Origin of the sequence: Pseudomonas sp. Pf153, from assembly GCF_001269775.1 — a bacterium.
GTDB lineage: Bacteria > Pseudomonadota > Gammaproteobacteria > Pseudomonadales > Pseudomonadaceae > Aquipseudomonas > Aquipseudomonas uvaldensis.
Window position 1 is genome coordinate 105,364 of record NZ_LHVL01000025.1, and the last position, 16,827, is coordinate 122,190.

General features: G+C 61.6%; 15 protein-coding genes. 7 read left to right on the plus strand and 8 right to left on the minus strand.

Annotated elements, in window-relative coordinates; all coding sequences use genetic code 11:
* Nucleotides 1-47: 47 nt before the first annotated feature.
* The 3 genes from AD666_RS15875 to AD666_RS15885 are packed head-to-tail and all read right to left on the minus strand — an operon-like array spanning nt 48 to nt 2,946.
* Entirely contained in the window at nt 48-1,067 is a 1,020-nt protein-coding gene (locus AD666_RS15875; protein ID WP_053153696.1) for a TRAP transporter substrate-binding protein, read from the minus strand.
* A gap of 53 nt (nt 1,068-1,120) precedes the next feature.
* Nucleotides 1,121-2,401, minus strand: a complete 1,281-nt coding sequence (locus AD666_RS15880) for a TRAP transporter large permease subunit (protein ID WP_053153700.1) — start codon at nt 2,399-2,401, stop codon at nt 1,121-1,123.
* Entirely contained in the window at nt 2,398-2,946 is a 549-nt protein-coding gene (locus AD666_RS15885) for a TRAP transporter small permease (RefSeq protein WP_053153703.1), read from the minus strand. The genes AD666_RS15880 and AD666_RS15885 overlap by 4 nt, the downstream gene beginning before the upstream one ends.
* Before the next feature lie 501 nt (nt 2,947-3,447).
* Here AD666_RS15885 and AD666_RS15890 point away from each other — a divergent pair.
* Nucleotides 3,448-3,717, plus strand: coding sequence for a hypothetical protein (locus tag AD666_RS15890; RefSeq protein WP_053153706.1), 270 nt, complete (start codon nt 3,448-3,450; stop codon nt 3,715-3,717).
* A 90-nt stretch (nt 3,718-3,807) separates the two neighbouring features.
* On the opposite strand, the gene AD666_RS15895 is transcribed toward AD666_RS15890, so the two are convergent.
* The 3 genes from AD666_RS15895 to AD666_RS15905 are packed head-to-tail and all read right to left on the minus strand — an operon-like array spanning nt 3,808 to nt 5,961.
* Complete coding sequence (locus AD666_RS15895) at nt 3,808-4,749, minus strand: FecR domain-containing protein (RefSeq protein WP_053155334.1); 942 nt, start codon at nt 4,747-4,749, stop codon at nt 3,808-3,810.
* Between the two features lie 37 nt (nt 4,750-4,786).
* Nucleotides 4,787-5,332 carry a sigma-70 family RNA polymerase sigma factor gene (locus AD666_RS15900; protein ID WP_053153709.1) on the minus strand — a complete coding sequence of 182 codons (546 nt, stop codon included), beginning with the start codon at nt 5,330-5,332 and terminating at the stop codon, nt 4,787-4,789.
* On the minus strand, nt 5,329-5,961 hold the full coding sequence (locus AD666_RS15905; protein ID WP_082339836.1) for a secretin and TonB N-terminal domain-containing protein: 633 nt from the start codon (nt 5,959-5,961) through the stop codon (nt 5,329-5,331). The genes AD666_RS15900 and AD666_RS15905 overlap by 4 nt, the downstream gene beginning before the upstream one ends.
* 204 nt (nt 5,962-6,165) lie before the next feature.
* Between AD666_RS15905 and AD666_RS15910 the strand changes: the two genes are divergently transcribed.
* On the plus strand, nt 6,166-6,498 hold the full coding sequence (locus tag AD666_RS15910) for a hypothetical protein (RefSeq protein WP_053153715.1): 333 nt from the start codon (nt 6,166-6,168) through the stop codon (nt 6,496-6,498).
* Between the two features lie 137 nt (nt 6,499-6,635).
* Here the strand turns inward: AD666_RS15910 and AD666_RS15915 are convergent, their stop codons facing one another.
* Entirely contained in the window at nt 6,636-7,076 is a 441-nt protein-coding gene (locus AD666_RS15915) for a carboxymuconolactone decarboxylase family protein (RefSeq protein WP_053153718.1), read from the minus strand.
* Between the two features lie 166 nt (nt 7,077-7,242).
* Between AD666_RS15915 and AD666_RS15920 the strand changes: the two genes are divergently transcribed.
* From AD666_RS15920 to AD666_RS15930, 3 genes are all read left to right on the plus strand, one after another.
* A complete protein-coding gene (locus AD666_RS15920; RefSeq protein ID WP_053153722.1) occupies nt 7,243-8,676 on the plus strand; it encodes a PLP-dependent aminotransferase family protein in 1,434 nt (477 codons plus the stop codon).
* 122 nt (nt 8,677-8,798) lie between these two features.
* Nucleotides 8,799-9,092, plus strand: coding sequence for a putative quinol monooxygenase (locus AD666_RS15925; RefSeq protein WP_053153725.1), 294 nt, complete (start codon nt 8,799-8,801; stop codon nt 9,090-9,092).
* A 141-nt stretch (nt 9,093-9,233) separates the two neighbouring features.
* Nucleotides 9,234-9,635 (plus strand): cupin domain-containing protein, encoded by a 402-nt coding sequence (locus AD666_RS15930; RefSeq protein WP_053153727.1) that lies wholly within the window; start codon nt 9,234-9,236, stop codon nt 9,633-9,635.
* A 115-nt stretch (nt 9,636-9,750) separates the two neighbouring features.
* Here AD666_RS15930 and AD666_RS15935 read toward each other — a convergent pair whose 3' ends face one another.
* Nucleotides 9,751-14,619 (minus strand): NAD-glutamate dehydrogenase, encoded by a 4,869-nt coding sequence (locus tag AD666_RS15935; RefSeq protein ID WP_053153730.1) that lies wholly within the window; start codon nt 14,617-14,619, stop codon nt 9,751-9,753.
* A gap of 429 nt (nt 14,620-15,048) precedes the next feature.
* Between AD666_RS15935 and AD666_RS15940 the strand changes: the two genes are divergently transcribed.
* Both AD666_RS15940 and AD666_RS15945 read left to right on the plus strand, forming a co-directional pair.
* Nucleotides 15,049-15,402 carry a hypothetical protein gene (locus AD666_RS15940; RefSeq protein WP_053153733.1) on the plus strand — a complete coding sequence of 118 codons (354 nt, stop codon included), beginning with the start codon at nt 15,049-15,051 and terminating at the stop codon, nt 15,400-15,402.
* A gap of 458 nt (nt 15,403-15,860) precedes the next feature.
* Nucleotides 15,861-16,820 carry a MoxR family ATPase gene (locus tag AD666_RS15945; RefSeq protein ID WP_053153736.1) on the plus strand — a complete coding sequence of 320 codons (960 nt, stop codon included), beginning with the start codon at nt 15,861-15,863 and terminating at the stop codon, nt 16,818-16,820.
* Nucleotides 16,821-16,827 lie beyond the last annotated feature (7 nt).

Consider the following 16,827-nt stretch of genomic DNA (forward strand, 5'->3'; position numbering starts at 1 on the left):
AGAGCCTTACTCCCACAGGTTGAATTGTCCCTGATGTCGGGCCAAGCTCACTGAGCTGTCCGCACCTTGGCAATTTCGTCGTACATCATCTTCACCAGGTTGCCATCCAGCGACTTGGCGAACTTGTCGATCACCGGCTGCACCCGTTCGCGAAAGCGATCTTTCTCGGCTGGGGTGATTTCGTTGACGGTCATCGCGCCGGCCAGCGTCGCCTTTGCCTTGTCCATGCTCGCAGCAGTGACCTCCCGCTGGAACGTCTGCGCCTCGGCGGCGGCCTCGCGAATCATGGTTTTTTCGCTATCGTTGAGGCGACCCCAGGTTTTCTGGCTGATGATCAGCGATTGCGGGTTGAAGATATGGCCCGTCACCGACAGGTACTTCTGCACCTCGTAGAACTTGTTGCCTTCGATCACGGTGAACGGGTTTTCCTGGCCGTCGATGGTGTGTTGTTCCAGGCCGGTGTAGACCTCGGGAAACGCCATCGGCACAGGGTTGGCCCCCAGCGCGGAGAAGGTTTCCAGGTAGATCGGCGACTGGATGACACGAATCTTCAGGCCCTGCATGTCCTCCAGACGGGTCACCGGGTGTTTGCTGTTGGTCAGGTTACGAAACCCCAGGTCCCAATAGCCCAGGCCTACCAACCCTTTGTTGTCCAGTTGCGCCGCGAGTTTCTGGCCGACCGGACCATCGATGACCGCATGGGCCTCTTCGGCGTTGTTGAACAGGAATGGAAAATCGAGCATGGCGAAATCCGGTGCCTGGGCCGCCAGGATGCCGGAGTTGAGCACCGTGATGTCCAGCGTGCCGCCCTGCAAGGCTGACACCGTCTGCACATCACCGCCCAGGGTACCGCCGGGGAACAGGCGGACCTTGATCTTGCCGCCGCTCTTTTCGCTGAGCAAATCGGCAAATTTCTGCGCGCCCTGGCCCTGCGGATGCTCCTTGACGTTCTGGAACGCGAATCGCAAGGTACGCTCGCGTATCTCGTCCGCCTGGCCGGCTACGCTGCCCAGTAACAGCCCCGTTGCGCACGCCCCGGCCAACAGGGTCTTCATCAGTTTTCGCATGTCATTCTCCGATCGTTATTGTTTTCAGGACGAGCTACTTCCACCGGCTACCCTCATCCGGTGAAGAATTTCAACGGCCCCATGACCAGTTGCGGGAACAGCACCAACAGGAACAGCACCAAAAGTTGCGCGAGCATGAACGGCCAGACCCCACGGACGATTTCCTCGAAATCCAGCTTCGACACGCCGCATACCACATTGAGCACCGTGCCCACGGGCGGCGTAATCAGGCCGATGGCGGTGTTGATCAGGAACAGCACACCGAAATACACCGGGTCGATCCCCGCCTGGATGACCGCTGGCATCAGCACCGGCGTGAGGATGAGGATCGTCGGCGTCATGTCCATGACCGTGCCCACCAGGATGATCAATACCATCATCACCAGCAGCAGGAGGGTCTGGTTGTCCATGAAAGGCGCCAGCAGGTCCGCCAACTGGCCCGGCAGATCGGCAATGGTCACCAGCCAGGACGAAACCATGGCTGCCGCCACCAGCAGCATCACCACCGAAGTGGTCCTGGCCGAGGACAGGATGACCTCGTACAGCTGGCTGACTTTCATTTCCCGGTAGATCACCAGGGACACGAACAGCGAATAGACCGCCGCGACTACAGCGGCCTCGGTGGGGGTGAAAATGCCGAACTTGAGGCCCAGGATGATGATCAGGGGCAGGCCCATCGCCCAACTGCCATCGAGCAAGGCGCGCAAGACCTCGGCGAAGGAGCGCTTGGGCGGCGTTTCGACGTTCTCGCTGCGCGAGATGTACCACCAGGCCACCGCCAGCGAAGCCCCCAGCAATAACCCCGGCACGATACCGGCCAGGAACAGTTTGGAGATCGAAACACCGGACGCCACGCCGAACACAATGAACCCGATGCTCGGCGGAATGACCGGGGCAATGATGCTGCCGGCCGCAATCAGACCGGCCGAGCGCCCCCTGTCATGCCCGGCCTGCACCATCATCGGCACCAGCAACGCCGCCAATGCCGCGGCATCGGCCACGGCGGAGCCGGAAAGCGACGCCAACAGGCAGGACGCGATGATCGCCACATAACCCAGGCCACCGCGCTTGTGTCCGACCAGCGCCATGGCGATGTTGACGATACGTTTGGACAAGCCGCCGGCATTCATCACCTCGCCGGCCAGCATGAAGAACGGCACCGCCATCAGTGGGAAACTGTCCGCACCGTTGAGCAAGTTCTGGGCAATGATCTGGGCGTCGAACAGGTCCAGGTAAACCATCAACGCCACGCTGACCACCAGCAAGGCAAACGCAATGGGCATGCCCAGCGCCATGCTGCCCATCAGGGACCCGAGGAAAATGGCCAGGGTCATGGGCGGTCACTCTTGATGGGGTTATGCGCCAGCGCTTGCGTAGCGTCGTTGTCCTTGATCATCACCAGCTCGTCGTCGCCGAGCTTGCCGAACAGGGCCAGGTAGAGTTCATGAAGCAGGATCGGCGCGGCACTGGCACCGAATACCAGGCCGGCGGCATAAAACAGCGCCATCGACAGACCGGACGCCGGTGCGGCCACCTCCAGGTTGATCACCGCCTGCTGCCAACTGCCCTGCAAAATCAACCAGCAGATGTACAGCATCAACAAGTGTCCGATGACCAGGCAGGCGCGCCTGCCCGCCGCTGGCAGTCGCCTGACCAGGCTGTCCATGCCCAGATGCGCCCTATCCTTGAGGGCCACCAGGGCGCCGAGAAAAATCATCCAGACGAAGAACCAGCGCGACAGTTCCTCGGAAACGCTGATGCCGGAGTTGAAGGCATAGCGCAACACCACGTTGCCGAACACCAGTGCGATCATCGCGACCATACACAGCACAATCAGCAGCTTGAGCAACTTGAAATACAGATCGACGACTTTGGCCATCTTCAAAACCTCTCGGGTGTGTCGAGCGCCGGCATAGCGACGCAACAGGACCGCGGCTACGTGAACCGCTACAGCATCGACCCGGAGAGGGAAAGGGGTTCAGGGCTGAAACGAAGGGGCGGAGGGAGGGCATCGAGTGCCCGCAGAAAGCTGCGCATAAGGAGGTCCTCTATTTTTATTATGGGTCTTGGCCGAGTCGAGCAAGACGACTTGCAGCTAAAATGTACCAACCAGTTAGTTCGGTCAATAACCCAGGCAAGTGCCTCGCATAAAACGTGCGATTATCGGTTAATGAAGTCACTTGAAAGGCCAGGCTCTCTGTCCGGGTTTCAGATGGATTTGTATCGTTCTGTATAAGAACCCTCGGTTGATACGATACCGAGGGTTTCGCCCTCTCCTGTCACACAGCACCGATACATCCGGGCGTTTAACTGTGATCACCGGGCAGCAACACACGCTTCGCTGCCACGGCCTCACTCATTAAGCGCAAGGAGAATCACCATGTTCAGTTTTTCGAAGATGTCGTCCCTGGCAATTGCCCTGACCCTGGTTGGCGGAGTCAGCCTGGCGAACGCCGCCTCGGCCCCGGCAGCAAGCACACCGACCCACGGTCAGGCCGCGCAACAATTGGCTGAAGGCGGCTCCGATCATTTGCTGGAACGGCGTGTGGCCGAAGGCGGTTCCGACCGGCTGCAGCAGAACCGTGTCGCGGAAGGTGGCGCTGACCGCTTGAATGAGCTGCGCGAACGCAGCGCTGCGACCGTCGCCTGATAGGCCGTTGAATGCACTCCGGAAGTTGCGTGGCGAGGCAGTCAGCGTCGCCACGCAAGCATCGAGACCGCTGGCGAAGCGACAGCGGACTCAGCTGAGCACCACGACCCCACCCGGTAATTCGATGCATTTGGCCCCGTAGGCATCGCGGATCAACAGCGCCACGCCGGCCAGTTGATCGAGACGGAAGCGAGCCTGGACCTTGCGTCTGCCCAATTGGGGATTGAGCAAAAGCAACATGCCGGGCCGGTAGCGGTTGATCTCATCGATAACGCTCGACAGCGTGGCATCGTTGAACACCAACACTTGCTCGCGCCAGGCAATGGCAGCCGACACGTCGGCATTCTGCGGACTGCCTGCGCGGACATTGTCGTAAGTCATTTGCATCCCCGGCTCCAACCGGAAGCTGCGGCCTTGCACCCGCACCTGAACGACACCCTCCAGGCAGGTGGCGCAGACGTTCTGGTCAACGTAGCGGATGTTGAACCGTGCCCGGGCGGCGCTGATCCAGCCGGTACCGGCCTGGATGCTGATCGTCGAGGCGCTGCGGCCCGATACCTCGATCTCCCCACCCAGCAACTCCAGTGCCTGTCCGCCCTCGGTCAATGGGCGACGGCTGAGGCGGGTCTGGGTGTTGAGCTCCAGACTGATGCCCTCGCCCAGCTCCACCCGACGCTGTTCGCCAACCTCGGTGATGTAATCGGCCCCCAGTCCGGAAACCCCACCGGGCACTGTCGCCCGGATCAACAGGAAAGCGGCCGATGCCGCCATCGCCCCGCCCAGAAACGCCCGGCGACCCAAACGACGCGGGACCTGTAATGCCTGGGCAGCCGGTTGCAACCCGTGCCAAAGTGCCTTGGCCTGTTCAAAAGCCCGGGCATGCTCGGCGCTCTGCCCGCACCATTGGCGCAAGGCCCGGGCATCGGCCACGGTGGCGTGCCCCGAGGTCAGCAGGATCAGCCAGTCGCGTGCCTCGCTGGCCAGTCGGGCCTCTGGCGTGGCGTCAGGGGAAGCGATACTGAAGATGTTCAAGCGCACACATACTCACGAATTGATCCGGTCTCTACTTTCAAGACGGTTTTCCCGCCCCGGGACCGAACCGCTGAATGACTTTTCTTTCCAGGCGTTGGGCGCAATGCCCCAGGGCGGCCTTGATCTCTTTCTCCACCATCCGGGTGGAAATGCCGAAGCGCTGGGAAATCTCCAGGTGCGGCGCTTCCTCCAGACGCGCCGCGATGAAAATCCTGCGGCGGCGCGCCGGCAGCTCGTACAGGGCCTTGAGCAGGATCTGCAACTCCCTCTGCCCCCCCACCACCCGGGCTGGGTCCAGCGCCTCGTCCGAGACTTGCAACAGCTCCTCGATCTCGTCACCGGTCAGCAGGCGCGCATCGGATTGCCGACGATCGGCGGCAATGTTCAAGGCCATGCGGTAAAGATAGGCGTTGGGCTGGGCGATGTCCGGTGCCTCGACCATGCGATCTACCCGCAGGTAGGTCTCGTGCAACACATCGTTGGCCAGCTCCTCGGAGCCCAGGCGTCGGCGCAGGCGAACCTTGAAATCCTCATAGGAGGAAAGGAACAACCTGACCATCGGGCTGCGGCCGCTGTCTTTCATTGCCCGAACACCCCTTCCCCTGCTGTGCATTCCATGCGTTTTCCTGATGAATCGGGTAACAAGAGCAGGGTCACCGGCTGGCGCAACGACGTTGGCGCCGGACGGTCGATCCTGAGATTCTGCATACTGTTGACCAAGGCCCTGTCGCGTATCGGATCCCCGGTGGAACTCACCAGCCGACTGTGTTGAATCACCCCGTCACGGCCGATCCATACCTGCAATAGCGCCCGAAAGCTGCCCGGGCGCGTCAGCGGCGACGCACACAGGTTGCGCTGGATGGCCGTCTGGATGGCCGCCGCATAATTACTGTCACTCAACCCCGGCACAGCACCGCGGGGCACCGGCACTTCGCGAACCCGCACCGGTTGTAGCGTGAAGGCATCCTCCCGGGCGTAATGCGCCGCGAGCCCGGTACCACGCAACAGCACATTCAACCCTTCGGAAGGAGTAAACCGCCCCTGGACACCCAGCGTCTGGCGTCGGTTCGATAACGCATGATCCACCAGCACCGCCATGCCGGTCGCCCGACTGAATCGCTCCAGCGCCGTGGTCAGTTCCTGGGGTGCGATGTCCAGGTCCACCAGGCCAACCGCCTGGAGCGGCGTGGACAGCAGACACAGCAACACCACCAGCCAACCCAAGGAGGGCCTGGTCAATCCACGCCTGTGTCTCCCCCTGACGCTGCCTTGCTGCACGACTGACGTATCCGTTGAAAAACGTCATCCTGAGGGGAGTTTATGAATGTCGTATGACAACTGATACAAATCCTGCGGAGCACACTAGACTGTTGCCAGACGACGCACCGTCCCCTGTGACGGGCCAGGAGGCCAGTGATGAATCGGTGGATGAAAATGACGGTTGGGCCGGGACTGTTCATGGCCTTGACCATGACCCTGCCGTGGGCCCACGGCGAAGAGCCCCCCGCCTGTATCGAGGTCACCGTCGGTGGCTACAAAACCCCGGATTACAATTGCCTGAGCCGGCAGATGGGCAACGATCCACATGCCGCCGAAGCCGCGCAAAAGACGCGGGATGCGTTGAACGTGCCCGTCGATAAACGTGCGCCGAACAGCATCGGCCTGGCGACTCCGGCAGCCACCGGGGTGCGCATGGGCAATACCTTCGGCACATCGGTCAAGCCGCAGAGGCCGGCCGGCGGTCAATGACCACTGCGTGGTCGTTCATCGCGGGCAAGCCTTGCTCCCACAGCAGTCCGCACTGTAGGAGCAAAGCTTGCTCGCGATACAGGCACCACTGCCAGTCATTCAAGCCCTGCTCCCACAAGCGCTACAAGCTAGCAACGTCAGATACTGGGGCTCTGGCGAAAGCTCACCGCCAGGCGGTTCCAGCTGTTGATGGTGCTGATTGCGAGCGTCAGATCCACCAGTTCTTCTTCGCTGAACAGGGCTCGGGCCAAGGCATAGAGGTCGTCCGGAACCTGGCTTTCGGCCAACAACGTCACCGCTTCGGTCCAGGCCAATGCAGCCCGTTCACGGGGAGTGAAGAATCCGCTGTCACGCCAGACCGCCACGGCGAACAGACGCCGTTCAGTCTCTCCCTGGCGTCGGGCATCCACTGAGTGCATGTCGGTGCAAAAGGCGCAGCCATTGAGCTGCGAGGCACGGATCTTGATCAAGTGCAGCAGTGACGGTTCGATACTCAGGCGACTGGTCAATGCCTCCAGGCCGATCATGGCTTTCATGGCGTTTGGGGACGCAGTGTAGTAATCCAGACGCTGGCTCATGACGGACTCCGGGGCGGGTGACGGATCCAAAGTAAAACCTGGACGCCGCCAGCGACAGATCCAATTCGCGGAAATTTTTACGCGCAACTTCAATGCCGTCGCGCAATACGGTTAATCTTGCGCCTTTGACGCTTGCCGCCAGGCATTTGCCCAGGAGCCCACGGGTATGGAACTTCACGTCGTCATCAACGGCCGCAAGGACCTGGCAGGCCAGTTATACCAGCAATTGCGCAGCGCCATTGAAAGCGGCCGCCTGGCGGCTGGCGCGCAATTGCCACCCAGTCGCCTGCTTGCCGAGCAACTGGGCATTTCCCGCAAGACCGTCTCCGACACCTATGCCCAGTTGACCTACGAGAACTTCCTCACCGGCATCATCGGCAAGGGCACCTACGTCAATGCACGGCCAGCCCGGATCGTGCGCAAACAAAGCCACCGCGAGCTGGCCGGAGCCGAGGTCGTCGAGGCCTGGCGCAGCATGCCGGACTTGCTGCGTCACCCGACCGTCGAAAGCGCGTTGCGTTACGATTTCATCGGCGGCGCCATCGGCAAGGGCCAATTCCCACTGGACGACTGGCGTCGCTGCACTGCTCATGCCTTGCGCCAGATCGCCAATGCCAAGGGTTTCTATAGCCAGCCCGAAGGCCTGCCGGCACTGCGCAACGCCGTTGCCCGACACATCGCGTTTTCCCGTGGGGTGAATTGCCAGGACGATGACGTGGTGGTGTGCAACGGTGCGCAACAAGCCCTGGATCTGATCTCACGGGTGCTGACCCGTCCCGGTAGCCTGGTGGCGATGGAGGATCCGGGCTATCCGCCGGCGCGCCTGCTGTTCGGCTCCCATGGCGCCACGGTGGCAGGCGTGCCGGTGGATGACCAAGGCATGCGCGTGGACCTGATTCCCGATGGTACACGGCTGATCTACGTGACCCCGTCCCACCAGTTTCCCTTGGGCATGCCCATGAGCCAGGCCCGGCGCGAGGCCCTGCTGGCCCGGGCCTATGAGCTGGGCGCGATCATCATCGAGGATGACTACGACAGTGAGTTCCGCTACGAGGGCCGGCCCGCCGATTCCTTGCAAAGCATGGACGAACGCGGGATCGTGGCGTATGTCGGCACCTTCTCCAAGACCCTCTTACCCGAATTGCGGCTCGGCTACGCCATCTTGCCTCCGGCGATTCTCGAAGCGGTGATCCTGGCCAAGCGCCTCACCGATCAGCACACCTCCACCCTGCCCCAATGGGCGCTGGCCAAGTTCATCGCCGAAGGCTGCCTACTCAAGCATATCCGGCGCTGTCACACCCTGTATGCCGGTCGGCGAGAGCGAATCCTGGCACGCATGGCCGGGGATCTGTCGCCCTGGTTCGAGGCCGTGCCCACCACTGCGGGTTTTCACCTGGCGGTGCTGTGCAAGGTGCCCATCGACCTGGCACTGGTGATCGAACTGGCGAAAAAAGCCGAGATCGGGCTCTACAGCATCGCGGGGTTCTTCCACGAAGCCCCTGTGCGACCCGGCCTGTTCTTTGGCTTTGGCGCAATCGAAACCCTCGACATCGACATCGCACTGGACCGTCTGCGAGACATCCTGCAGCAGGTAGCCTGAAGATTGGACTGGGCATTTATCCGCCCATTGGCTGTTTGAGCCACGCCCATGCGGGCCTATCCTGCTGCGGTGTCGTTGATCGTTCCACGATCCCCGTTCGACTTGATTCAGGAGCCAGAGCCATGTCCCGTCAAGTGATCAATACCGTGCAGGTGCAGGCTGCCCCCGGCCGCTCGGAGGAACTGGGCCGGCAGTTGCAGCAGATCGTCGAAACCCTGCGGGCCCAACCGGGCTGCGATGCCTACATGGTCGACCGCTGCCCGGTCGACGGCGACCGCTGGACCGTCAGCGCCCGCTGGCAATCGGAAGCGGCCATGCAAGCCCACTTCAACTGCCCCGAAGTGCAAGGCTTTATCGGCTTGATCGACAACCGCCTGGCCCGCAGCGTGGACTTCAACAGCTTCCCCATCGTGTGAATGCCATTCCCTGCCCACAGAGTCACGGCAACGGCGTATTGGTCTACCGACCTTCCGAAAAATTGGACGTTTGTTTGATGGGGCATGGGGCTTAGGGTGGATTCATTCGAATTCACCCTAAGCCATGAAGGACACACCACCATGAAAACACTCTGCCTGATCGCCGCCCTCGGCCTGTTCCCCCTCGCCCAGGTCCACGCCCACGAAGCCGCACCCGAGAACGTCAAGGTGCTCCAGGAAAAGATGCTGAAGAACGTGCCGGGCAAGAAAACCATGATGCTGACCGTCGACTATGCCCCGGGCCAGTCGTCCATCGCTCACAGACACGAAGGCACCGCCATGGCCTACGTGCTTGAGGGGGCTATCACCTCCCAGGTCAAAGGCGAACCGGCGATGACCTACAAAGCAGGCGAGTTCTGGTATGAAGCGGCAGGTTCCGAACATCTCGTCTCGAAGAACGCCAGCACGACCGAGCCGGCGAAACTGTTGGTGTTCATGGTAATGGGCGAAAAAGAGGCGGTGTTGATCCCGCTGAAAAACTGACAGGTACAACAGCAAGCCCGCTCCCACAAGGGACCTGTTTGCATTTGAACCTGTGCCGGATTCAACAAAAAAAGCCCCGCATTTCTCAATGCGGGGCTTTTCATTCAACGCCGGATCAGTTAGCCGTCACGACCGCCTGACCTGCCAACGCCAGGTCCAGCAATTCGCGGTTGGCGACTGCGTACATGGCGTAGTCGGTGCCGCTGGCGGCACGGATGTCCACCAGCATTGCGCGCCAGCGTTCGACCATGCCGTGATGCTGCTCCAGCCACAGTGCCAGGCGGGTTTCCACGTCCTGGGAACCGTCGCCTTCTTGCAGGACCGAGATGGTGATCGCCCGCTGCTGCCAGTCGACGTCATCGCGGAATGCTTCACGGGCCAGGGCCTGCCAGTTGTTTTCCACCGGCAGAGCGCTGATCTGTTGCAAGTACCAGGTGATGTCCAGGGCACTGCCCACCGCGAAGTACGCCTTGGCCACGTCGGCGGCGTTCTGGCCGGTGACGTCGGACGCCTCGATGATCGGCAGCAAGGTGTACAGGTGCGTAGTGCCTGCCACCATGCGGGCCAACAGCTCCGGCACGCCGGCGGCCACGTAGGCCTGATAGCGGGTCTGCCAGCCTTCGCGGGTCGGGCCTTCCAGCAGTTCGTCGAGCTTGAGGCCCAGCGCCGCCAGGTGCGGACCGAAGTGGGCAACGTCGCGAGCAGCGTTCTGCTCGTTGCGACGGCTGCGCAGGAACCAGCGCGTTGCACGACGCCCCAGGCGCATCAGCTCGTCCATCAGCTCCAGTTGCACGTCGGCCGAAACCTGGTGGTCCAGGGCTTCTATCTGACGGAACCAGTGCGGGAGGTGGAAGATGTCCCGAACGATCACATAGGCACCCGCCACGTTCGCCGGGCTCATGCCCGTAGACTCCTTGAGCCTTTGAACGAAAGTAATGCCCATGTGGTTGACCAGGTCGTTGGCGATCTGCGTGCTGACGATCTCGCGCTTCAGGCGGTGGCGACGCATGGCCTCGGAGAACTTGCTCACCAGGGTCGGTGGGAAAGCCGTCTCCATGTCACGGGTCAGGTAATCGTCGTCCGGCACCAGGGAGTTGAGCAGCGCCTCCTTGAGGTCGATCTTGCTGTAAGAGATCAGCACCGACAGCTCGGCACGGGTCAGGCCGTGGCCCGCCGCGACACGCTCGGCCAGTTGTTCTTCGGTCGGCAGGAACTCGATGGCACGGTCCAGCTTGCCCCGGGCCTCCAGGTCGTTCATCAGACGCTTGTACTCAGCGATCCGCACGAACGCGCGACGGGCCGCCAGGGACAGGGCCTGGGTCTGCTTGTAGTTGTTGCCCAACACCAGGCCACCGACTTCGTCGGTCATGCTCGCCAGCAACTGGTTGCGCTGCTTGTCGGTCATGTCGCCAGCCTGCACCACTTCGTTGAGCAGGATCTTGATGTTCACTTCGTGGTCGGAGCAGTCCACGCCACCGGCGTTGTCGATGAAGTCGGTGTTGGTGGCGCCGCCATGCAGGCCGAACTCGACGCGACCCAGCTGGGTCATGCCCAGGTTACCGCCCTCGCCCACGACTTTGCAGCGCAGCTCGTTGCCATTGACGCGCAGTGCATCGTTGGCCTTGTCGCCCACATCGGCGTGGCTTTCGCTGCTGGCCTTGACGTAAGTGCCGATACCGCCATTCCACAACAGGTCCACCGGCGCCTTGAGCAAGGCGTTCAGCAGTTCGGTCGGGGTCAGCTTGTCGGCCTTGATGTCGAAACGTTCCTGCATCTGCGGCGTGATGGTGATGCTCTTCGCGCTGCGCGAGAAGATACCGCCGCCTTCGGACATGATGCTGGTGTCGTAGTCGGTCCAGGCCGAACGCGGCAGGTCGAACAGGCGCTTGCGCTCGGCGAAGCTGCTGGCCGGATCCGGATTCGGGTCGACGAAGATGTGCAGGTGGTTGAACGCCGCGACCAGTTGCAGCTTGTCGGACATCAACAAGCCGTTACCGAACACGTCACCGGCCATGTCGCCGATGCCCACCACGGTGATGCTGTCATCCTGGACATTGATGCCACGCTCGCGGAAGTGGCGTTGCACGCCTACCCACGCGCCCTTGGCGGTAATGCCCATCTTCTTGTGGTCATAGCCGGCCGAGCCGCCGGAAGCGAACGCATCGCCCAGCCAGAAACCGTACTCGACGGCGATACTGTTGGCGATGTCGGAGAAGGTCGCGGTGCCTTTGTCCGCCGCCACCACCAGGTACGGGTCATCGTTGTCATGCCGCACGACGTTGGCCGGCGGTACCAGGGCGCCATCCTTCAGGTTGTCGGTGATGTCCAACAGACCCGAGATGAAGATGCGGTAGCAGGCAACGCCCTCGGCCGCGATCTCGTCCCGGCTGCCGCCCAGCGGCAAGCGACGTGGCAGGAAACCACCCTTGGCACCCACCGGCACGATCACCGAGTTCTTCACCTGCTGGGCTTTTACCAGGCCCAGCACTTCGGTGCGGTAATCCTCTTCACGGTCGGACCAGCGCAGGCCGCCGCGAGCAACGTTGCCGAAGCGCAGGTGCACGCCCTCGACCCGTGGCGAGTACACGAAAATTTCGAACTTGGGCACCGGTTTCGGCAGTTCCGGAATCAGGTGCGGGTTGAACTTGAAGCTGAAGTAGGACTTGTTCTGGCCGTGGGCGTCGGTCTGGTAGAAGTTGGTCCGCAGGGTGGCCTTGATCAGGTCCAGGTAGCGACGCAGGATGCGGTCCTCGTTGAGCACCTGGACGTCGTCCAGCGCCGTGAGGATCGCCTGTTCCAGGCGCAGTTGTTTGTCTTCCAGGTCATCGCTGCTGAGTTTGCGCGCCAGGTAGAAGCGGGTCTTGAACAGCCGGGTCAGCTCACGGGCAATGTCGGTATGGTTGTTCAAAGTGCTGGCGATGTAACCCAGGTCGAAGCCCAGGCGGATCTGCTTGAGGTAGCGTGCGTAGGCACGCAGCAGCGCGACGTCGCGCCATGGCAGGCCGGCAGTCAGCACCAGGCGGTTGAACGCATCGTTCTCGGCATCGCCGCGCACGATGTGGACAAAGGCGTCCTGCAGGGTGTCGTTGAGCTGCTGGATGTCCAGGTCCAGGCCTTCGGCGGCGGTGAAGGCGAAGTCATGGATCCAGAACTCGCGGCCATTGGTGTGGCGCAGGCGGTACGGGAACTCACCCAGCACGCGCAGGCCGAGGTTTTCCAGGATCGGCAAGACGTCGGACAGCGCCAGCGGCGCGTCGGCGTGGTACAGCTTGCAATGCAGTTCACGCTGGCCGGACACCTGGCCAAGTGGCTGATAGAAGCTCATCACCAATGGATTGGATTCGCTCAGGCTCAGCAGGTGTTGCATGTCCACCACCGCCGAATGCGCGGCAAAGCGCTCGCGGTAACCGGCCGGGAAGCCTTTCGGGAAGTCCGCCAGCACGTTGGTGCCCTGGGCTTCGCCGAAGCTCTCGATGACCAGGCTGGCGTAGTCGTCCTTCCAGCTGCGGCAGGCTTGCACCACTTCCTTTTCCAGCAGCAGCGGGTCGATGTCGATACGGTTTTTCGGGTCCACCCGCAGGATCAACTGCACGCGGGCCAGTACGGACTCGGAGAAGAAGGTCCAGAATTCGCAGTCCGTGGCCTTGAGGCGATCCATCAGTACCTGCTGGATCTTCTGGCGAACTTCGGTGGAATAGATGTCACGCGGCACATAGGCCAGGCAGTAGCAGAAACGGCCATACGGGTCTTTGCGCAGGAACACGCGGATCTTGTTGCGTTCCTGGATCTGCACGATCGACATCACGGTGCTGAACAGCTCGTCCACCGGCGTCTGGAACAGGTCGTCGCGAGGCAGAACCTCGAGTACCTGGGCCAGTTCCTTGCCCAGGTGCGCCTTGGCCTGGAAACCCGAACGACGTTCGATTTCCTCGACCTTGCGACGGATATACGGGATGACCCGCACGCTTTCGCCATACACCGAAGAGGTGTACAGGCCCATGAAGCGGCATTCCTTGATGACCTTGCCGTCAGCGTCGATTTCACGGATCGACACGTAGTCCGGGTAGGCCGGACGGTGCACGCGGCTCGGGTGCGCGGCCTTGGCGAACGACAGCGGCGTCGGTTCGCGCAGGTAGTTGACGGCGTAGTCCTCGATGCGCAGGTCGTCGGCGGTCAGGCCGGCGCGCAGCAGTTTGGTCAGGCCAAGGAACGAATCGGGGTTGTACTCGATGTGACCGCCTTCGGCATCATCGCGGACCACGAACTCTTCATAGCCCAGGAAGGTGAAGTGGTTGCCCACCAGCCATTCCAGGAACGTCTTGATTTCGCTCTTTTCATCGGCATCGATGGCGTAGGCGCTGTTGTCCAGGCAGACGAGAATATCCTGGACCTTGGCTTTCATCGGTTCGAAGTCGGCCACGGCCACCCGTACTTCGCCCAGCACTTGCTCAAGTTCCTTGCTCAGGACATTGAGTTCGGCGGCGTTGGCGCAGCGGTCGATTTCCAGATACATCAGCGACTCTTGCAGGATCCCCTCGCCCTGGGTGCCCTTGGGCAGGATTTCCAGCAACTCGCCCTTGGCGCCACGGCGCACGCTCAGCACAGTGGTTTGCAGGGTATGGATGCTGTAGCCACGACGGTTCAGCTCGGTACGCACCGAATCCACCAGGAACGGCAGGTCGTGATGCAGCACTTCCACGGCGGTGTGGGTCGATTGCCAGCCGTGACGTTCGTAATCGGGGTTGTACACACGCACCTGCGGTTGCGCGTGATCGAAGCGCTCAAGCAGGCGCCAGGCAGACAGGGTGCAGCCAGCGAGGTCGGACAACCGGCGCTGGGTGAGTTCATCGAGGGAAATGATGCCGAAGAATTGTTCAGCGAACAGCGCCACTTGTGGCAGTGCCTGTTCACTGATGTGCTGCGCCAGTACCGCTTGCAGTTGATGCTGGAAGTCGGCTTTGCTGGCTGCGGTGAAGAACGCCATCTGTGGTACTCCGCTTGGGCTTGTTATTGATGAAAGCGTCGTGCAACCCCTTTCGGGCTGCCGGCCATCCTGTTCCTGGTTCTCGGGCAGAGGAAACAGGACGACAGGTGGGTGAAGCTGGACAAGACCCGCAGGTCACATTCCTTTTCCATCTAAATTCCATGTAATGAACACCTGCAAAAAACACCGGGGGGTGGCCTTTGCACGTGCACATCCGTTGCGCAGCTTAACGAGTGCGACAATGGGCATGCTTGCAGCGCTGCGACATATTCGGTCATCGGCTAGCTAAACAGCCGGTACGCACCGGATAACCCTAGCAGGCTGGGAACCAAACAGCCCCCCTAAGCGGTAAACCAGCAGAAAATCCTTGGCGCTGGCAAAATCCACTTTTCGCACCCCGCAGGTGCACTCGATCCTGGAGCCATCACCATGCAAATGACCACCGCCCTTCTGATTGCCAACCCGTGTGATGAAGAAGAAGACAACATGGCCATGCTCTGCTGCCACGGCGCCCAGGGCGAAATGTTCCTGATGACCCGCTATCCCGACGAGGACGAGCTGGAGATTGCGCTTGATGGCGAGCCTTCTACCCTGGACGGGGTCAAGGTCACCCTGTCACCGACCTTGCTGAAGATCGAGGTCGCCGCAGCGGACGCAGATGCCCTCGACGGCGACGATGTGCTGGAGATCAGCCACGACACCGATGCCGCGGACCTGGCCGAGGTGGAATTGACCTTGCAGAATATTCTCCGGGGGACCGGGACTTATATCAGCGAGCTTTGATCCCCAATGGGAGCCAAGTACCTTCGCGCTAACCGATAGCTGGCGCTGCCGCCAAACCGCGTCGCCTATATCGCGAGCAATCTCTGCTTCCACAGCTCCAGCGAACGCTCGCAAATCCGGGCCTTCCACAGACCCTGTGGGAGCGAGCCTGCTCGCGATGGCGGTGGTTCAGACTCCATCCATGTTGAATGTACCGCCGTCTTCGCGAGCAAGCCCTCTCCCACAGGTTTTGCGATCTCCAGAACACTCCTGTGTCCGGATAAACATTCCTTCATTATGTGAGAGCTTCCCACTCAAACGAGAGCAAGAGCCCTTCCCTGTGCTTCCAAACCGATCACAAATCCACACGGCCACTCAAAATCCCGTTAGTCGCCGCCCCCCGCCATGCATTAAAGTAACGCCCCCAGCCCCGGCATTATCCGAATGCCCCGGGCCTCCCTTTCCAGGAACAGTCATCGATGGAACATCGTGAAGCGCTGCTGGCGCTGCGAACCTTTCTTTCAACGCAGATCCTCGGCCAGGAAAAACTCATCGAGCGCCTGCTCATCGCCCTGCTTGCCGACGGCCACATGCTGGTGGAAGGCGCGCCGGGGCTGGCCAAGACCAAGGCCATCAAGGAGTTGGCCGAAGGCATCGAGGCGCAGTTCCATCGCATCCAGTTCACCCCCGATCTGCTGCCCGCCGACATCACCGGTACGGAGATCTATCGTCCGGAAACCGGCAGCTTCGTGTTCCAGCAGGGGCCGATCTTCCATAACCTGGTGCTGGCGGACGAAATCAACCGTGCCCCGGCCAAGGTCCAGTCTGCGCTGCTCGAAGCGATGGCCGAGCGGCAGGTCAGCGTCGGGCGCAGCACCTATGAGCTGTCGCCGCTGTTCCTGGTAATGGCTACGCAAAACCCGATCGAGCAGGAAGGCACCTACCCGCTGCCCGAAGCCCAGCTCGACCGGTTCCTGATGCACGTCAAGATCGGTTTCCCGGACGCTGCCGTGGAACGCCGTATTCTCCAGCAGGCCCGGGGCGAAGCGCTGCACGGCGAAGCCACGCCCGAGCGCCGTGTGAGCCAGCAAGCAATATTCGTCGCCCGCAAGGAGATTCTCGGGTTGTACATGGCCGACGCCGTGGAGGAATATCTGGTGCAACTGGTCATGGCCACCCGCAACCCGGCCAAGTTCGACCCGGAAATGGCCGAGTGGATCGCCTACGGCGCCAGCCCGCGGGGCTCCATCGCCCTGGACCGCTGCGCCCGCGCCCACGCCTGGCTGGCCGGACGCGATTTCGTCAGCCCCGAGGATATCCAGGCAGTGTTGTTCGACGTGCTGCGCCATCGCATCATCCTCTCGTTCGAAGCCGAAGCCGCGGGCATCGATCAGGATCGGGTCGTTCAGCGGATTCTCGACGTCGTCGCTGTCGCTTGAGCATGAC